The 18,224-nt window shown below is 54.3% G+C and carries 13 protein-coding genes; 5 read left to right on the top strand and 8 right to left on the bottom strand.

Going from position 1 to position 18,224, the window contains the following annotated elements; translation table 11 throughout:
• Positions 1-9: 9 nt before the first annotated feature.
• The 3 genes from PLIM_RS14720 to PLIM_RS14710 form a co-directional block, all read right to left on the bottom strand.
• Positions 10-843: an ABC transporter permease gene (locus tag PLIM_RS14720; protein ID WP_013111120.1), complete on the bottom strand. Its 834-nt coding sequence runs from the start codon at positions 841-843 to the stop codon at positions 10-12.
• Positions 837-1,736, bottom strand: coding sequence for an ABC transporter ATP-binding protein (locus PLIM_RS14715; RefSeq protein ID WP_013111119.1), 900 nt, complete (start codon positions 1,734-1,736; stop codon positions 837-839). Before PLIM_RS14715 ends, PLIM_RS14720 begins: the two co-directional genes overlap by 7 nt.
• Before the next feature lie 128 nt (positions 1,737-1,864).
• On the bottom strand, positions 1,865-2,755 hold the full coding sequence (locus PLIM_RS14710) for a hypothetical protein (RefSeq protein ID WP_230849317.1): 891 nt from the start codon (positions 2,753-2,755) through the stop codon (positions 1,865-1,867).
• 553 nt (positions 2,756-3,308) lie between these two features.
• Here PLIM_RS14710 and PLIM_RS14705 point away from each other — a divergent pair.
• Together PLIM_RS14705 and PLIM_RS14700 are read left to right on the top strand one after the other, a co-directional pair.
• On the top strand, positions 3,309-3,947 hold the full coding sequence (locus tag PLIM_RS14705; protein WP_013111117.1) for a YhgN family NAAT transporter: 639 nt from the start codon (positions 3,309-3,311) through the stop codon (positions 3,945-3,947).
• Positions 3,948-4,110: 163 nt separating this feature from the next.
• Positions 4,111-5,376, top strand: a complete 1,266-nt coding sequence (locus PLIM_RS14700) for a polysaccharide pyruvyl transferase family protein (protein WP_013111116.1) — start codon at positions 4,111-4,113, stop codon at positions 5,374-5,376.
• A 493-nt stretch (positions 5,377-5,869) separates the two neighbouring features.
• On the opposite strand, the gene PLIM_RS14695 is transcribed toward PLIM_RS14700, so the two are convergent.
• The 5 genes from PLIM_RS14695 to PLIM_RS14675 form a co-directional block, all read right to left on the bottom strand.
• Positions 5,870-6,682: an ABC transporter ATP-binding protein gene (locus tag PLIM_RS14695; RefSeq protein WP_013111115.1), complete on the bottom strand. Its 813-nt coding sequence runs from the start codon at positions 6,680-6,682 to the stop codon at positions 5,870-5,872.
• Entirely contained in the window at positions 6,675-7,616 is a 942-nt protein-coding gene (locus PLIM_RS14690) for an ABC transporter permease (RefSeq protein WP_013111114.1), read from the bottom strand. Before PLIM_RS14690 ends, PLIM_RS14695 begins: the two co-directional genes overlap by 8 nt.
• Positions 7,613-8,902 carry an STAS domain-containing protein gene (locus PLIM_RS14685; RefSeq protein ID WP_013111113.1) on the bottom strand — a complete coding sequence of 430 codons (1,290 nt, stop codon included), beginning with the start codon at positions 8,900-8,902 and terminating at the stop codon, positions 7,613-7,615. The genes PLIM_RS14690 and PLIM_RS14685 overlap by 4 nt, the downstream gene beginning before the upstream one ends.
• Positions 8,903-8,918: 16 nt before the next feature.
• The gene (locus tag PLIM_RS14680) at positions 8,919-10,073 is read right to left on the bottom strand and encodes an ABC transporter substrate-binding protein (RefSeq protein ID WP_013111112.1); all 1,155 of its coding nucleotides are present in this window, start codon (positions 10,071-10,073) and stop codon (positions 8,919-8,921) included.
• Between the two features lie 658 nt (positions 10,074-10,731).
• On the bottom strand, positions 10,732-12,075 hold the full coding sequence (locus tag PLIM_RS14675; protein ID WP_013111110.1) for a Gfo/Idh/MocA family protein: 1,344 nt from the start codon (positions 12,073-12,075) through the stop codon (positions 10,732-10,734).
• Positions 12,076-12,418: 343 nt separating this feature from the next.
• On the opposite strand from PLIM_RS14675, the gene PLIM_RS14670 reads away from it, so the two are divergent.
• From PLIM_RS14670 to PLIM_RS14650, 3 genes are all read left to right on the top strand, one after another.
• Positions 12,419-13,696, top strand: coding sequence for a sialidase family protein (locus tag PLIM_RS14670; RefSeq protein ID WP_013111109.1), 1,278 nt, complete (start codon positions 12,419-12,421; stop codon positions 13,694-13,696).
• A gap of 1,250 nt (positions 13,697-14,946) precedes the next feature.
• On the top strand, positions 14,947-15,519 hold the full coding sequence (locus PLIM_RS14665; protein WP_013111107.1) for a helix-turn-helix domain-containing protein: 573 nt from the start codon (positions 14,947-14,949) through the stop codon (positions 15,517-15,519).
• 1,306 nt (positions 15,520-16,825) lie between these two features.
• Complete coding sequence (locus PLIM_RS14650; RefSeq protein ID WP_081440352.1) at positions 16,826-18,214, top strand: efflux RND transporter periplasmic adaptor subunit; 1,389 nt, start codon at positions 16,826-16,828, stop codon at positions 18,212-18,214.
• Positions 18,215-18,224: the final 10 nt, after the last annotated feature.

Below are 18,224 nucleotides of genomic sequence, written 5' to 3'. Positions count from 1 at the left end.
AAGATCTTCTCAGGCCCTTTCGCCCACTTCAGGAGGTGCCCAGCGAGCCAGAACCGTCAGACTGATCAAACTCACCACGCCAAAGATCAATATCCCTAACAACGTCGAGACCATGACCGCCGCAAATAAGGCGTCGGTCTTCGCCTGATCAGTCGTCAGCCGGATAATGTACCCCAAACCAAAATGTTTCGAGCCATACCCCGCGTAAAATTCGCCGACAATCGCTCCCACCACAGCCAGCCCACTCGATGTCCGTGCCCCGGTACATAACGAGGGCACACTGTTCGGCAACCGCAGCTTAAACAAAATCTGCCATCTTGAGGCATCATTCAGTTTGAAAAGATCAAACAGATCAGGATCAATCTGCACCATTCCCGCCGTCGCATTGGCGATCATCGGGAACAGGCTGATGACAAACGCCACCGCCACCACACCCCCAAATCCTCGTCCAAACCACAAAATGATCAGTGGAGCGACAGCAATAATCGGAACTGTCTGCAAAAAGATCGCATAAGGGTAGCCACTGCTCCGAATAATCGTCGACTGCGAGAAGAGGCAGCCCACCAGCGTCCCCACCAGCACACTCAGCGAAAACCCCACCACAGCCGACCCACCGGTCAGCAGGAAAGCTTTCGTCAACTCTTCCTGGCTCGAAACGATCGCACTCAGTACGCGCCAGGGCCCCGGCAGAATGTAGGGCTTGATCCCCCAAAAACGGACAGCCCCATCCCACGCCATCAGTACGATCACAAACAGGACCAACGGAGGAACAATCGTCCGCAGGAAGTACGATCCCCACTGCGAAGCTGCTGTGGAAACTCCGGTTGCCGGTCCAGTCACCATGACATGACCTCCCGCAGTTCCCGATTCACCTGACCGGCGAACTGGGCGAACTCGGCCGATTCCCGCAATGCGGCAGTTCGTGGATGAGCAAATGGCACTTCGATCACCCGGGCAATCGCGCCCGGCTTTGAGCGCATCACCAGCACGCGATCGGCCATAAAGGCCGCTTCGGCCACATTATGTGTCACAAACACACAGGTCCACTGCTTCTGCCGGCTCAAGGCCAGCACTTCTTCATTCAGTTGCTGCCGCAGCACATCATCCAGGGCGGCAAAAGGCTCATCCATAAACAGAATGTGCGGGTTCGTCACCAGTGCCCGGGCCAGCGAAACCCGCATACGCATTCCACCCGATAAACTTCGCGGCCGCTTGGTTGCATCGGCTGTCGTCAGCCCGATCAGCGGCAGACTCGCCTCGACGGCCTTCATCTGCTCGGCGTAAGGCACCCCTTGCAGTTCCAGCGGCAACCGGATGTTATCCCGCACTGTCCGCCAGGGCAGCAACGTCGGATCTTGGAACACAAAGGCAAGGGGATGCCTGTTTTTGCGGGCGCTGGCAGGCTCCAGGCCATCGATCGTCACTTCTCCACCCGTGCTGTGGATCAGCCCCGCCATGACACGCAAGAGCGTCGACTTCCCACAGCCTGAAGGGCCCAGAAGGGCCACAAACTCTCCCTGCTTCACCTCCAGATTCACAGCCGCAAGAATCTCACTCCCTGTGGAGAACCGGAGGCTCAAATCCCTCACATCAATAAGTGGGCCAGTAGCGGCATTAGCTCTTGTCGCACCAACTTTCGCCACATCGATCAGCGGCGTCTCATGGCCGGCCGATGACGTGGAATCTGGCGTGATTGCCGACATGGGGATGCTGGAACTTCTTTGAATGATCTCCATCGATTTCCCGTCAAGATTCCCTGCCAGAGACCGAAGCAGTCATCGCCAGTTCCAAACTCCTTGCGTACTTCTCATTACGAAGAATACCCTTCACAGGGCAAATGGCCAGTCCTTGCCGGGAGAATCTGTTATTTCATCGCATTTTTAAGGTGCTCTGGAAAGTCACGTTCGTAACGTTTCAGCAGTCGCTGCACGTCATTCGACCCGAGATAGATTCTTCCTCGAATCGATTGGCTTTCGCCGGGTTGAAGACCACCAATGCGAAAATCACTGTGCAGGCAACGGGCCACACCCTGAAATAGTTCCTGATACGGTTCAAACGCGACGGCAAACAACAGTTCTTCATCATGGCTGAAGCAGCCAATTAACCCATGACTGGGGACGAGTGGACTCAGTGGCCGAGGATTGACATCCTTCCGCGAGACACCCGGGGGACACCACACCTGTCCCGGCGTGTAGCGGGCCTCTTTCGCCCACGGCCGCACCTCCGAAAGACGTGTCAATTTTCCATCGAGAAAGATAAAGCATCGTGGCAGGTAATCATCCAGATCACCTCCCTCATTCGCGAAACCAGTAAAATCTCCCAGGCGTATGCAAGGCTGAGCCCAGGTGGCCGCCGAAGCCACTTTGGTGGGATTTGTCGCCCTGATCTGAAACGACACTTCCCCATCACTCGCCACAATCTCATGGTCAACAACAACACCATCGTTCACCGTACATCGCAGACGCATCGTCTGGCGATCGTCACTCAGCGAGACAAGTTCCGTCTTGTGCCCGATTGTCGTCTTGTGCCAGTCGGCTGTGGTTGAGTCTGGCCGACAATAAGCCTCCAGGTAGTTGATGCGAATTTCTCCTCGAGGCAACCGGGGAGACCGAATGATCAGCCAGTTCTTCTCGCGAGCGAGCGTTAACGGAAAGGACGAGACTTCTTCAGCTCTGGCCGGCGGCACTGGAGTCAGAAACAGCACGCAGAGGGCAGCCACAAACCAAAGGAGACCAGTCGAGAGGTTCTGCATCATTGACTCCTCTTTCATACGCTTTCCATGACGTAAGATCGCTCTGCGTGCCATGCTTGCAGCTCTGGGCAAGCATGTTTTCTCAACCAACAACCCACGGGTGGCCCGGCCAACTCGTGCCCAACTTGCCGACACAGGTTGTCGTGACTTTTCACGACAACAAGAAGCCGCGCCATAAGCATACCCTGCCACCACACTTGAATTTGCCTTAGATGACACACACCTGAGTGGCATATTTTTGGGTGGCACGCCCTGAAGGCCTTGCGCAAGGGCGTGGTCTTCACGCTTTTCGACTTCATGCTTTCATACTGCCAGGTACCTGAGGTCGATCGTATTCATCCGCCCTCAAGTCAATCACTCTCAACATAAACATTCCATCAATTCGATCCCTTTGAGTCATCCCACCACCTGCGGATTTGCTGAACGTCCCAACCCACTCTAAACTCTGCGGCCAGTCCCCGTGGTCAATCGCTTAAAACGACCTACGGCTCAAAAAACACTGGACGCGCGCTTCCCGAACTTCGCAACGAACCCCAATTCATCCACTGGATCCAGAATGAACCTGCTTTCAGCAACCATTCTCCTGTTTCTCATCATGGATCCCATGGGGAATGTTCCTTTATTTCTCTCGGTCCTCAAGCATGTTCCTCCCGAGCGCCGCCTGCCCATTGTGATTCGGGAACTCTGCCTGGCACTCGTTGTACTCCTTTTGATGCTCTTCTTTGGCCGCTATCTCCTGATCGCACTCGACTTGCGACAGGAGTCGATCAGCATGGCCGGAGGCATTGTGCTGTTCCTCATCGGGATCAAAATGATCTTCCCGCCACGCGACGGCATTTTTGGTTCTTCGATTTCTGGCGAACCATTCATTGTTCCCTTGGCCATCCCGAGCGTGGCCGGGCCGTCGATGCTGGCTGCCTTGCTGCTTCTGGTCAATCGCGAACCCGACCGCATGGGGACGTGGCTGATCGCACTGCTGATCGCCTGGGCCACATCCGCAGCGATTCTCTGTGCTTCGACCTGGCTCTACCGCTTCCTCGGTGAAAACATACTGACAGCTCTCGAACGACTCATGGGGATGATTCTTGTCGCGATCTCCGTCCAGATGTTCATGGATGGCGTGCGAACTTCCATCACACCACCTGTCGAACATTCCGCTTCCACCTCCATCCGCATGGATGCCGACCGCCCGTGAATTGCTTTTGCATGCATTCATTTTCAGGCCGCATGACTGCACAAGCGGGTATCCTTTCGATTAGCCTCAAACATGCTGCATGAGCCATGATCAGCTGGAAACAATCGCGTTTCCAGCCATGATGAAACGCCACATCGACCACACACTGCTGGATGACTCGAAGATGCAACGACGAGACTTTCTCAAAAACGTGGCAGCACTTGGCACAGCCTGCGCCCTGTCTCGACCTGATCGAAATCTGACGGCTGGCGCCTGGGCAGCACCATCAAAGAACTCTCGCCCCAAAATCCTCTTGCGATCTTCCTGGCAGACGGTGAACATCGGCGACATTGCCCACACGCCTGGCGTCCTGCATCTCCTGGAACAGCATTATCCCGAAGCCGAAGTCGGCTTATGGCCCAGCAGTGTCAAAGATGGTGTCCACGAGCTCCTCATGGCTCGCTTCCCCCAACTCAAGATCGTGCAGTCACGCGATGAAATCACCGCCGCACTCACCGATTACGATTTTCTGCTGCATGGCTCCGGGCCATCCATCGTCGGTGCGAAAGAAATTGACCGGTGGGTCAACGAAACTCAAAAGCCTTATGGCATCTTTGGCGTCACTTTAGGAACCTTCGACGAAGCTACGCTCAAACGGGTGAACAATGCCAGGTTCACATATTTTCGCGATCCCGTTTCTCTCGATCGAGCCCGTGCGAATGGTGCCACTTGTCCCATCATGGATTTCGGGCCCGATGGAGCCTTTGCTGTCGATCTGGCCAACCAGCCAGCCGCCGACGCGTTTCTAACCGCCCGAGAGCTCACTCCCGGCGAGTTCATCTGCTGTATCCCCAGGCTTCGCTATACCCCTTACTGGCTCATCAAGAATCAGCCCTTCGATGAGAAAAAACATGCCCGCAACGAAAGCATGGCCGAGCATGATCACGCCCCGCTGCGTGACGCCATCACTCAGGTTGTGCGTCAAACCAAAGCCAAAGTTCTCCTCTGCCCCGAAGATCGCTCACAAATGAAGGTCGGCAAAGAATTGATCTTCGACAAACTTCCCGAAGATGTCCGCCCACGTGTCGTCTGGCGTGAGAACTACTGGCTCACCGATGAAGCCCTGAGTGTCTATCGGCAATCGTTGGGCTTGTTCGGCCTCGAAATGCACTCGCCAATCATGTGTATTGGCAACGGAATCCCTGCCATTGTGGGCCGGTTTGAAGAACAAACCAGCAAAGGGACCATGTGGAATGCCATTGGTCTCAAGGACTGGCTCTTCGACTTCGATCAACCCGCTCAACTCGCCCAGCTTTCAGAGACCGTCGTATCTCTCGTCAAAGATCCGCTGGCTGCCAAAGAAAAAGCCGCTACAGCCCAGAAACTGGTCGCCGCCAAACAACAGGCCATGGTTGAACAACTCAAAACGACCGTCGCTGCATCGACCTGATTCTCTAACTCTTTCTGGCCTTGGGCGTGGTCTTCGAGCCTGATGTCAAAACTGGAAAGGGCGGCTCTGAGTGCCATGCTTGCAGCTCTGGGCAAGCATGTTTTCGCAACCAACACAGCGCTATAATTTCTAGGAAAACGTATCTAAAACGAACTGCGAAAGGGCGTGGTCGTCACGCCTTTCTACTTCATGTTTTCATTCTGTCGGGTGGCAGGGGTCGAATGTCTTCATTCGCCCCCTGGTCAATCGGCTTCACCAGCGCAAATGCATCCGAAACAAGCCTTCATGACTTTCGAGCACGTTCGACTGAATTCATTAGAGCCTAATTACCTGGGGGCAAACGAGGACGTTTGACCCCAGCCACTCATTTTTCAAACCACAAGCAGCCACGCCATCCGCATGCCCTGCCACGACTTCTCTCTCCAACTCACCACGCCCAATCCTTCTCCACACTCCTTCGTGGTGAACCGATATCCTCTCCCGCATCACAGACCTACACATATCTCTGTCTCAGAAGTTCCGCAGCCGATTCATCGAGCAGATCCATCCGGCGAACTTCCTCAAACTTGCTCAAGATCGCTTCGGGTGTCAGTCGCTTTTTCGCAGCCCCTTGAAAGTCGTAACGAATCTGCCCACGCACCATCATGATCAACCGATCGCCCAGCGTGGCCGCCTGTTGCATCGAGTGCGTCACCATCAACGTGGTCAGCTTCTGCTTACGGACAAGATTCTCCGTCAGTTGAATCACCTGATCAGCCGACTTGGGGTCCAGCGCAGCCGTATGTTCATCGAGCAGCAACAGATCAGGACGCTTCAAGCTTGCCATCAGCAAAGTCAACGATTGTCTCTGCCCTCCCGAAAGACTGCCAATCAGGTTCGTTAAGCGGTTCTCCATTCCCAGGCCCATCTCCCGCACTCGCTGCTGGAGTTCCTCAAGTTGCCGCCGCTTCAATGCCCAGTTCAAGCCACGAAAATCACCACGTCTTGCCGACAAAGCCAGGTTCTCGGCAATCGAAAGATGCGGTGCCGACCCCATATAAGGATTCTGAAACACCCGGCCGATGAACTTCGCCCGGCGATGTTCCGGCCAACCCGTTACATCCTGACCTGCCAGTTCAATCTTTCCCTGATCGACAAGAAACGTCCCTGCGACCGCGTTGAGTAATGTCGATTTCCCCGAACCATTCGTGCCTATCACCACCACGAATGAACCTTCTTCAATCGTGAGGCTCACCCCCTGCAGAGCACGGACTTCATTCGGAGTTCCCGGATGAAATGTCTTTTTCAGATCGACCAGCTTAAGCATCCGGAGCGACCTCCAAAGTTTGAGTCTTGCCAGGTCGGGAAATGCGGGCCAGCACCATGGGCAACACCAGAGCGGCCAGAACAAACAAGGCCGTCACCAGCTTGAGATCATTGGGATTCAGCCCCCATCTCAAAGCAATCGCCACCAGCAGTCGGAACAGCAGCGACCCCATGATTGCACCGATCAGCAGTAGACCCAGACTTCTGCTCCGAACCAGCGATTCGCCAATGATCACACTCGCAAACCCCAGCACAACCATGCCAATCCCCATCTGCACATCGGCAAAGCCCAGATACTGCACCAGCAGTGCTCCCGAAAGTGCCACCAATCCATTCGAGAGTCCCAGACCCGCCACCGTCATCCAGTCCACATTCACTCCCAGAGCACGAATCATGTCCGGGTTATCGCCAGTGGCCCGCATGCTCAGGCCATGCTCGGTCTGAAAGTAAGCCCACACAATCAAAGCCACCAGTGGAATCATGACGCATAACTGAAGCAGTACAAAAACATCCTGCAGCGGTGCCTGCCAGATCAGAAACGTCCAGCGATCTTCGCTCTTCGCCCAGCTTTGAACCATCGAAAAGAGCGTCGTCTCATTCATGAGCGGAATGTTGCTTTTGCCCATCACACGCAGGTTGACCGAATACAGTGCGGTCATCACCAGAATTCCTGATAACAACCCGTTGATCTTGAGCCGGGTGGCCAGAATACCCGTAACACTCCCGGCCAACGCTCCGCAGAGCATTGCGGCAAACGTCGAAAGGATCGGGGAATACCCCTGTGCAATCAGCATCCCAGCCACAGCCCCACCCAGAGTGATCGAACCATCGACCGTCAGATCTCGAAACGCCAGAATGCGGAAACTGATCAACACTCCCATCGCCAGAAGGGAAAGCATCAGCCCCATTGTCAGTGCACCAATCAACAGACTCATCGCGAGATCCCCCTCTCTGCAGCCAGAGGACCTACCCAGCAGGCACCGCGGATAAACTCGCTGTCGCCAGCCCCGATAATCGGACGGTCATCATTCACCAGATGCATCACCCCTTGCAAAGTCCCACTTTCAAACAATCCCGGAATAAATTGCCCCCAATCCAGTAATCGCTTCTTAAATGGCCTGAATGGGAAAATGGCCGCATGAAAATGCCCCCACAGATCGCTCTCATTTGCTAATGGTCTAAGGAATGGCTTCAGTGGCGAATCATTGGCCAATCGGCTGACGCTCGCCACCACACCCACGGCCACCACCAGCGACTCCCCATGCTCGCGCTGTGGTGTCCATGCCAGCCAGTCGCGAACCCCCGGATGTTCAAAGCGAGAATTTCCCACAACAGGTGCCGTTGGCGATTGCCGTAATGTGGCACCCACCAGGCCACTGGTTTCAGCCAGAACCAATATCAAAGCCGCCTCACTCCCGGCTGTCTCCAAGGCACTTTCAGTCAGCCGATAAAGTGGCAGGAACTCCTCTCGATCATCCTGATCAAATCGCAAGAGCCACCGTGGCTCGCCAGAGCATCGAAGTCCGTACAGCAATTGAGGCCTGGGCGAATACCCGCCCTGCAGGATCTGGTAATCAGGCCGTGTCGCCCCACCGGCTGGCTGAATGGCGACAACACCCGCTGCCGCCAGGAGTTCTCCGGTCTGCGAGCCTGCAGCCCCTGAGCCCGCTGCAGATGAATCTTGCGAAAAAGCCCCCAGACCAATCGCAAAATCGTGCGCCGACATTTCCCAGGAATTCGCCGGGTTCGCCACGATGGGCAGGCTATCAAAGTCATCAGGCTTCCCGAGACATTCCCATTCGACGGGCCCCAATGTCTCGAGGTCGTACACTTCGTAATCAGCCGCAGAGGTCGACTTGATTCCCACGGGAAGATGGACTGTCGCCATAGCCCCCGCATGCGACTTTCGCGCAGTTTCGGGATCACACAACAAAAGCTTCGACAGCCCTGTGAGTCGTACCACTTCTTCGACCGGGCCTGTGAGACCGCCAATACCGAAGAAACCTCGAATTTCCTGATACTTCTGATGAGCATTCACCAGCACGGAAAGTCCCGCCGAACTCACATAATGGACTTCGGTAAAATCGAGCAGCAGAGCATGCGAACCACGACGCAACGCATCCTGAATTGCACTTTTCAACAGGTCGGCCCACTCGGCATCGAGCCGCCCGCTCAACTTCAGCTCCAGAAGATCGCCATGTGGTTGTGGAGTTATCTGCATAATCTGGTTTTCTCCCTTAACCACAGACACGGTCGATGGAACAGCCCCTGCAAACTGGCCGCGAACAACCAGGCCGGGTCAATGTTGTTTTGAGTGGTTCTTTAGCCGCTGGATCAATAATCACATCGGCTTGATCCAGGAGTTGCTTTGGAAACTTCCACTCGCCCTTCAAATTGCCAATCACCCCCTTGTTCAAAAACAGCTTGGGAGGAATGGCCACCTCCCAGGGAATCTTGGCAGGTTCCTCGCCAGCCAGTACGCGTGCCGCCAGCTTTCCGACCTGATGTCCTACGACACTGTAGTTGGCTCCCACATCAAACAATGCCCCTTTCGCTGCATTCCCGGGCATACACGTAAAGACGGGAATATGGGCCTGATTGCCCAGTTGAATCAGCACATCTGCCGCCGACAGCGCTGTAATATCACCGCCAATCCACAACGCGTCGATCTCCCGGGCGATAAGTGAAACAGCCGCTTCACGCACACTTGCCGTGTTCTCGGCATTGGCTTCCAGCAGTTCTATTCCCAGTTTCTGACAGGTCGTTCGAGCTACCTTCGTCGCGATTTCCGAGTTCACCTCCGCAGGGTTCCAGACCACGCCGACCCTCTTGAGTGCCGGATTGATCTGCTTGGCCAGCTCGAAGGATTTCTCAGCCGGAGGCAATGTCCCGATCCCGACCATATAAGGCGGATGATCCATTGGCCCACTGCCGACTCCAACTCCCGCGACGGTGGGATCAGAGACTAAACCAAATACATGCCTGACCTGATCTCGTTTGTTGGCATTGGCCACAGCCTGCAGGCAAGGCGTCGATAACGTAATGATCAGATCATATCGGCCACCCACCACTTCAGTCGCCATAGCGTTAGCCGTCGCCATGTCGTTCTCGGCATTGAGTCTCGTCAGCACGATCGCCCTGCCTTTGCCACTCTGATCTGCCGACTTCTGGTCTGTCACAAATCCGGCTTCAGCCAGCCCTGCAATCACCTTCACAGCGGCCTCATCCATAATCGACTGAGACGACATCTGCAGCATCACCACCTGTGGTGGCTGGCTTTTGCTCGCATCGGAACTGCTCCTGCGCGGTAAGTCAGAGATCAGCAGCACAATTGCCGCCAGTCCGATAGCCGAGACACCGGGAACAATATGCCTCCACAACCAGATCCCCATGTGCGAGCCTACTCCTGCAGATTTGTTCTCAAACTCTCCACGTCGATTCGCTTTTCGAGTGCGATCGATGGTCAGCCTGAATCAGCACCACCCAATGATTCCATGACGCCGGAGAGAGTATGGCTTTGAACCCGCAATCTCAAGAGGGCACACTCAGCTTCACTCGGGCATAGCCCGGCCATGCGTGTCCTCCTCTACAACCCTCGCCCACGTCTGTGTGGGAGAGGGGAGAGTGAGGGTCTTCTCCTCATTTCTGCCTGTCACCAAATTTTTGTCTCTCAATTCCCTTCGCGCCTTCGCGAGAGAAGTCCGAACGAAAAATCATCCTCACGCGAAGCCGCGAAGTTCTCCAAGAAGATCTGCATGATTCATCTCTTCCGTAAGTCTCCCGATCTCTAATTCATCCGGGTGGCAGGGGTCGGATGTCTTCATCCGCCCCCTGGTCAAAAAGCTCACCGGCACAAATGCATCGGCAACCTTCCTCACAACACCCCATGCACATGGCTATCAACAACCAACGTCCAATGACCTGTGGTCAAACGAAGACGTTTGACCATAGCCACCCATCAAGCAAAAAGCCCCGGTACCTTCGAAAAGGTACCGGGGCTTAAATTTACTTAATGAACGATTCATCGCCTCCAGCAATGCTCTCGCCGAACTAGAAGAGTTCCCAACCTTTGCGGTATTCGCGAGTCAGGAACTTGTTGGCTTCAGGAAGGTTCGTGACCTTCATGTTCACGCCATCCCACTCAATTTCCTTACCGGCACGCAGAGCCACGTTACCCAGCAGCACCGTTTCCGTCAGGCGGCAGGCGTAATCGAAGTTCGATACTGCCAGCTCAGGCTTGTTTTCCTTAATCGCGTCGGCGAACTCCTTGAAGTGGCCAGGCGAAACCTTGTACTCGGGCTTGGTGTAGTCCTTCCACTGCTCGGTCGGCAGCAACGTGTAAGTGCCGTGGTAATCGTTATCCGAGAAGATCAGGCCCTTCTCACCAATCACCAGCGAACCACTCGCCCCCTGCTTGACACCAGGCATCAGTGCAGGATCAGGGCGGTTGCCACCGTCATACCAGTAAAGCGTCACTGGCCCACGCTTGTCGTTGGCCTTGAACTTATAGGTAATCTTCGAGTTCTTGGGATACGACTCGTTCTCGATAATCCCCGAAGACTCAGCCACGACCGAAACCGGGTCGAACAGATCGAGTGCCATCACCGACATATTCATCGTGTGGCAAGCCATATCGCCCAGTGCACCCGTACCGAAGTCGAGCCAGCCGCGCCATTTGAAAGGAGCGTAAGCCGAGTTGTAGGGACGTTCTGGTGCAGGGCCGAGCCACAGATCCCAGTCGAGCGTCTTGGGAGGAGTTTCAACGGCTGTCGGACGCCCTAAGCCTTGTGGCCAAATGGGGCGGTTCGTCCAGATATGCACTTCTTTCACTGCGCCCAGATCACCCTTGCGGATAATCTGAACTGCTTCACGCAATCCGCCAGAAGCTGTTCCCTGGTTACCCATCTGGGTGCACAGCTTCTTCTCGCTGGCCAGATCATGTAGCAGGCGAGCTTCCTGAACGGTGTAGGTCAGTGGCTTCTGGCAGAAGACATGCTTCCCTTCCCGCAAAGCACGAGCAGCAGAAACGGCATGCGTATGGTCAGGAGTACTGACTGTTACAGCATCGATGTCCTTCGACATCTCGTCGAACATCTTGCGAAAGTCGGTGTACTTCTTGGCCTGCGGATAGCGGGCAGCCGCCTTTTCCAGACGATCACTATCGACATCGCACAAGGCGACAATCTTGCCATGACGACCGGCGTCATCGCGATCACTGGATCCCTTTCCTTCGACGCCAATACAGGCAAAGCGAATCTCGTTGTTCGCCGAACGTTCGGTTTCCTGAGCCTTCAAACTCTGGCTACCCACATACAATGCGGCACCCAGGGCACCTGTCTGCTTCAAAAACTCTCGACGGCTGGAAGCGGAGGAATGTCGATTGGGCTGTCGCATGGAGATTTCCTCGGAGTGGTAGGTCAATGAGATCAAAATCGAGAGTCTATCTCGAAACATCCAAACGGCGGGCAGAACCAATTCAAGGCCGTGAGCAGAAGCCGGAACGGATCAAAATTTCACCGATTGGTCATTGAATATATCAATTTCCTCCTGCGCGTAAAACTTCGCCTGCGAAATTTTCCTGACTTTTAAGACAACCATGATCTCTCCGCTTTTTCCATTTCTCTCCGAACTGGAAGGCTTTCACTTTTGTTACCGGGCGAAAGATCGGACATACTCCTGATTTGACTGCCGGTCTCACCCCGCCTGCTGGCACACCCAGACTTCGAAAGCCTCTTCCATGAACTCTCTTGTGGTCAACTCATTGAAAACCTCCCTCCTGGCTTTGTGCAGTTTCTGGGTGGGTACGATCACTCTCACTCCCTGCATCGCGTGGACACTCGCTCTCATCGCCTTCGCCACTCCCTTCGAATTCTGCACTTCGCAGGAAAATCCCGCTCCTCTTGTCAAAGGCGACGAGAACCTCTTCCGCACCGTCATTCGCCGACAGGGAGACGACGGGATTCACACCTATCGAATTCCCGGCCTGGCCACATCGAACAAGGGCACGCTCCTCGCGGTCTTCGATAATCGCCACAAATCAGCCGTCGATCTCCCGGGCGATATCGACGTGGGACTCCTCCGCAGCACCGATGGTGGCCAGACCTGGGGGCCACTCCAAACCATCATGGATTACGACAAATCAGCCCCGAACTCCGCTGGCAATGGTGTCGGCGATCCGGCCATTCTCGTCGATCGAGAGACCGGCGAAATCTTCGTGACCGCACTCTGGTCGTTCGGCAAACGAGCCTGGCATGGTTCCGGCCCCGGACTTTCCCCCGAAGAGACCGGCCAACTCGTCATAGCCTCCAGCAAAGACGATGGACTCACCTGGTCAACTCCCGTCTCCATCACGTCACAAGTCAAGCAGCCCGCCTGGCGGCTGTTATTCCAGGGGCCTGGAGCCGGGATTCAATTACAAAACGGGACACTCGTTTTTGCGGCTCAATACAAAGGAGCCGACAACGTCGTCCATGCCTGTCTATTGTGGAGTAACGATCACGGTCAGAGCTGGCACCTCACGCCCCCGGCAGCCGCCAGTCAGCCAGCCACATCTGAAGCTCAGGTGGCAGAAGCCGCCGATGGGACACTCCTCTTCACAATGCGGAATGAAAGCCAGCGTGGTCAGAGACTCTGGTCACGTTTCACCCCCGGTAAAAACTCGCTGGGCGATGGCACATGGTCAGCCCCTTACAGCCAGTTGCCCGATCCGACCTGCATGGCCAGCATCGTCAGGCATCCCTCCGGAGCACTTCTGTTCGCAAACCCTGCTTCTTCTCAAAAACGGGCCAATATGACCGTTCGAATTAGTGAAGATCTGGGAAAATCGTGGTCCGAAGGCCGACTCATCGACTCCCGACCGAGTGCGTACTCCTGCCTCACAGTTCTCGCGAACGGCGAAATCGGCCTGCTCTACGAATGCGGCGACCGCAACGCTTACGAAACATTAACCTTCGCCCGCTTCCCCCTCGACTGGCTTAAAGGCGAAGAAAACTCCACGAAACCCAGCCCAGAATGATTGATCCATCGGCAACGATGTATTTCATACCATCATGCCTCGGGCACCCTCTCCCGGTCTTCTGGGAGAGGGTGGCACGAAGTGCCGGGTGAGGGTCTTTTGTATTCTTCCAACCGTAGGGTGCCATGCAGCACCAGCGAAATGCACCAACTCTTCTCCATTTCGCAGCCTTCGCGCCTTCGCGAGAGACCTCCGAATTTCAAATCACCCTCACGCGAAGCCGCGAAGTTCTCCAGGAAGTTGAGTTCCTGCTCTTCAGTAGGGCATGCCCCTGCATGCCACTTACAGCGAATTACCTTCCTGCCCTTCGTAGTAAAGCGGATTAATGCCCTGCTCACATCCCGAGCAAGCCCCCTCTTCACCTGATCTCGGGTGACAAGACTTGAGTGTCGGATCACCCGGCCAACCTGGCCCAGCACTTCTTAAGCGTGGTCGTGTCACGGCACGACGATAGGATGCCGCGCCATTTGCGTCCCACCACTGATGCCACCTAGACCTGCCGCATGACCTTCAATGAAGTTCAACATGACGGATTAGATCGTCAATTTCTGGTTGCAGACGACTCACGAGTAAGGTTCAGACAGAAAACTTGAGCCCTTTTCCACTCATTTTTAATCCTTCAGTCCTGATGCTTCACGACTGAAGGAATTCTGTCACAGCAGCCCCTTCGCTGAGAATTCCTTGAGCCCTGAACTGTGATGATAAATGGCGTATTTCACGCAAGCAGTACGGCCTGAAAACGCGCGAAAACTCGGCAACCAGCGACTTCGTCAAGAGTCAAAGACAGTCTTGACAAGAGAATTGAAGTCATCGTGCCAGGAAAGCCGAAAAGAACACGCAGACGGTTTGCATCGGAACGACACGACAAACGCCTTCGGACGGGAAATCGTGTTGTGGCGGAAACGCCGGTAAACCGACTGCCAGGGGGGCAGGATACAAGCGGGCAATTTGATTCATGCACAGAGCAGGGACGCTCTGCCAGTTTGGTTACGTCCCGCCCCTCACTCGAATTCGAAACTAAGGATCGGGTCGGATTCGATTTTCCAACGTTCGACATTTGGGAAACTGGTTGAGCCTTCTTCGGGAGTCCCAGCACTGTTTCTCAAGAGGTGGAAAGCTGACAGAGATTTTCTCTGACAGCAATTTTGGTTGCGGCCATGAAAGCCACATTCGTCGTGCGAGGGTCAAGATCCGGAGGGTCGCGACACCCTTCTGTGTGTGAACAATAATAGGTGATTGGAGTGCCCGCGATGAGAACGATCTTTACGACTGGCCAGGTCGCCAAGATCTGCAAAGTTGCCCCTCGAACCGTCTCCAAATGGTTTGATTCAGGGCGTCTGCGCGGCTACCGCATTCCCGGATCGCAGGATCGCCGCATTCCCAGGGAGCATTTAATCCGCTTCCTCAAGGAGCACGGCATGCCTCTGGGTGAACTCGAAGACGAAGCGATGGGCAAACTGCTCCTCGTGGGTCTCGATTCCCAGGTCCGCCACAACCTGACTGAACTGATGCCTATCGAAGACTTCAAAATCGAAGCAGCAGCCAGCGGGTTCGAAGCAGGCATTCAGGCAGAATCGCTGCATCCAGATGCGGTAGTCATCGACTTCAGTATGGGACGGCATGAAGCAATGCTGATTGCCCAGAATCTGCGTAAAAACGGCGAATATGCCGACGCAGTTCTGGTGGCATTGCTGACCGATGAAGACACAGCGAGTGGTATCGACCGCTCACTCTTCAGCGAAACATTCCGTAAGCCATTCGATGCCGCGCTGCTTGCAGAACGAATTCGAACCCTGGTAGGCCGCAAAAAGCAACTGGCCTAGTTGGAAGTTCATTCTGTCATGGCAGGTTCTTGAACGCGATCATAGGCCCCTACGCCTCTACGCTGTTCAAGGTATGACTTGCCACGACGGAACGGAAAGTCCACAACATCCAAATGCCCATGCCGCAGCCAACTTCAAGAGGCACCCGATTCTTTTGGGTGCCTCTTTTCGTTTTTGTACCTATCAATAACTCATCTCTCGCTGACCTCAATTTCCTTGCCCAGGTCTTCTACGTACTTCCAACCGTAGGGTGCCATGCAGCGCCAGCGAAATGCACCAACTCTTCCCCTTTCTCAGCCTTCGCGAACTTCGCGAGAGATCTCCGAATTTCAATTCATTCTCTCGCGAAGTCGCGAAGTTCTCCAAGATGATCAGCCTGCCGTCCTGACTCGAACCTTCGTGCTCTTCGCGAACTTCGTGGTGAACTCCGTTTCCTGCTTGATCAAATAGCTCTCTCTAAAACCCTCGCCCGCATCTTCCTGGGAGAAAGCAGGGTGAGGTTTTTTCGCAAGGCACTCGCTTCGATACTCTCCTCACATTCATTCCGTCATCCGCCAATCATCGAGTGATCATCCTCCTCACTCATCTGCTGGCACAATCAAGCTTAAGAGTTTGATAACTACCGCAGCTTTCTGAACTGATTGCAGGTCGTTGATCATCGTCACTAGCCGCATGGTCTCTACTCTCTCAGCGACCTTTAAACGCTGGAAAAACAGGCACAATTCACTCGGAAGGCTCATGGCTCGCAGAGCACGCAGGCCTTTGATGGCAAGCCCGATCTTGGCAGAGTTCCCTGACAATAGCGTGAGGTTCTCGTATCGGCTCGCCGACAGGTTCCCGAATGGGATAATCTCAATTCAGATAGGTGAGCAAACCTTCTCTGTGCGACAGGGAGTTTTCCCAAACGAACCGGCTCTCAGATCAGAACCAAGATCGGAAGCATGGTTTGGAATCATGCCTCTCTGTTGATTGGCGGAGTTTTTGTTCGCTCTTTGAATCGTGACTTGAGAACTGGAAAACTTACGAACGACTCTTGGTTTTTTTCATCATACCCAGGCCCCGAAGACCTTGTTGCTCTGAACATTGGGTAAATAGCGGGGCTTCGCCAATCCTTACAATTTGAGAATAGGGTATGCAGGAAGTCTTCAATATGCCGAATTTCTTCTGTAAGGCGACTATGCGTTTGGAATTACTTAAATCGATTCTGATGGGAAGGCATCCATTCCATGGGCATGCCTCAATTTTCAAATGTCGATCGTTCTGTTTGCCTGAAGTCAGGCAGTCGAATTGCCTGAAGGCCATCAAGATGCAGTCAAGATTTCATCAACTAAAGCGACACTGCTCACCGGCATGTTCGCGAACTTGGCGATCCTGGTGCCCTCTCGCATTCGCTGCAGCTTTGATTGTCACTATTGCCGGCTGTGCAAAGCGTCTCGAAGAACATCACGCCGAGCATCATCTGGTGAAAGTCACCAGTGCTATCGCCAAAGACATGCAGATCACCGAGCAGTATGTCAGCCAGATTCATTCCTGCCGCCATATTGAACTGCGTGCCCTCGAAAGTGGCTACCTCGAAGAAATCAAAATCAAGGAAGGCCAGTTTGTTAAAAAAGGTGACATCCTCTTTCGTGTCCTGGCAACCCTCTATCAAGCCCGCCTCGAGTCCGATATCGCCGAAGCACAACTCGTAGAGATCGAATATAAAAATACGAAGAAACTATTTGAGCAAAAGGTCGTTTCCGAGCAGGAAGTGGCTCTGGCACAGGCCAAACTTGCTAAAGCCAATGCCAAAGTGAAACTGGCTCAAGCCGAGCTGAATTTCACCGAAGTTAAAGCTCCTTTTGACGGGATTATTGATCGCCTTCGCCAGCAGCAAGGCAGCCTTGTTGCCGAAGGGGATATTCTCACGACACTCTCTGATAACAATGTCATGTGGGCCTACTTCAATGTCCCCGAAGCCAGGTATCTGGCCTATCAGCAAGAGGTCAAAGACGGACAGGCCGATGTCAAAGTGGAACTCGTGCTGGCCAATCACACCACGTTTCCACTCCCCGGAAAGATCACGGCGATTGAGGCTGACTTCAATAACACGACAGGCAATATTGCCTTCCGTGCCGACTTTCCCAATCCGGAACAACTGTTAAGGCATGGTCAGACCGGAACCATCCTGCTGCATAAAACATTGAAAGATGCCGTCGTTATCCCGCAGCGGGCCACCTTTGAAATTCTGGCTAAGCGGTTCGTTTATGTTGTCGAACCTGTGCCCGAAGGTGATGGTGAAGGTAAAGACGAATCTGAAATGGCCGATTCGCACCATGCCCAGGCTCACACGGAAGACGACGACGACGATGAAAAAAAGGACAAAAAGCCCTCAGCTAAACCCGCTCCCAAGCGGCCACCATTGCCACACGAAAAGAAACCGCACGATGACAAGCATCATGATGATCATTTGAAGAAACTCTCTCCCGAACACCATGCCGAGCATCACGCGAACACGCTCAAGGGCATCGTGCGTCAGCGGGAGATCGAAATACGTAATGAAATGGATGATATCTTTATTATCAGGAGTGGTCTAAAGGCGGGTGAAAAGATCGTTCTCGAAGGTGTGCGGCAGGTTCGAGATGGTGACGAGGTCGAGTTCGAGTACATCGACCCCGTAGAGGTTCTCGGTCATCTCAAGAACAAAGCCGAATAGGGGCACACCA

Source organism: Planctopirus limnophila DSM 3776, from assembly GCF_000092105.1.
Classification (GTDB): Bacteria; Planctomycetota; Planctomycetia; order Planctomycetales; family Planctomycetaceae; genus Planctopirus; species Planctopirus limnophila.
The sequence above is the reverse complement of the archived record's forward strand: the minus strand, read 5'-3'. Positions and strand labels throughout refer to the sequence as shown.

Excerpts from the sequence above, each read along its gene's own strand:
- PLIM_RS14675 (WP_013111110.1), bottom strand. The coding sequence starts at position 12,075 with ATGCGACAGCCCAATCGACATTCCTCCGCTTCCAGCCGTCGAGAGTTT.
- PLIM_RS14720 (WP_013111120.1), bottom strand. The coding sequence starts at position 843 with ATGGTGACTGGACCGGCAACCGGAGTTTCCACAGCAGCTTCGCAGTGG.
- PLIM_RS14695 (WP_013111115.1), bottom strand. The coding sequence starts at position 6,682 with ATGCTTAAGCTGGTCGATCTGAAAAAGACATTTCATCCGGGAACTCCG.
- PLIM_RS14670 (WP_013111109.1), top strand. The coding sequence starts at position 12,419 with ATGAACTCTCTTGTGGTCAACTCATTGAAAACCTCCCTCCTGGCTTTG.
- PLIM_RS14715 (WP_013111119.1), bottom strand. The coding sequence starts at position 1,736 with ATGGAGATCATTCAAAGAAGTTCCAGCATCCCCATGTCGGCAATCACG.
- PLIM_RS14710 (WP_230849317.1), bottom strand. The coding sequence starts at position 2,755 with ATGATGCAGAACCTCTCGACTGGTCTCCTTTGGTTTGTGGCTGCCCTC.
- PLIM_RS14700 (WP_013111116.1), top strand. The coding sequence starts at position 4,111 with ATGCAACGACGAGACTTTCTCAAAAACGTGGCAGCACTTGGCACAGCC.
- PLIM_RS14690 (WP_013111114.1), bottom strand. The coding sequence starts at position 7,616 with ATGAGTCTGTTGATTGGTGCACTGACAATGGGGCTGATGCTTTCCCTT.
- PLIM_RS14680 (WP_013111112.1), bottom strand. The coding sequence starts at position 10,073 with ATGGGGATCTGGTTGTGGAGGCATATTGTTCCCGGTGTCTCGGCTATC.
- PLIM_RS14685 (WP_013111113.1), bottom strand. The coding sequence starts at position 8,902 with ATGCAGATAACTCCACAACCACATGGCGATCTTCTGGAGCTGAAGTTG.
- PLIM_RS14665 (WP_013111107.1), top strand. The coding sequence starts at position 14,947 with ATGAGAACGATCTTTACGACTGGCCAGGTCGCCAAGATCTGCAAAGTT.
- PLIM_RS14705 (WP_013111117.1), top strand. The coding sequence starts at position 3,309 with ATGAACCTGCTTTCAGCAACCATTCTCCTGTTTCTCATCATGGATCCC.
- PLIM_RS14650 (WP_081440352.1), top strand. The coding sequence starts at position 16,826 with ATGCAGTCAAGATTTCATCAACTAAAGCGACACTGCTCACCGGCATGT.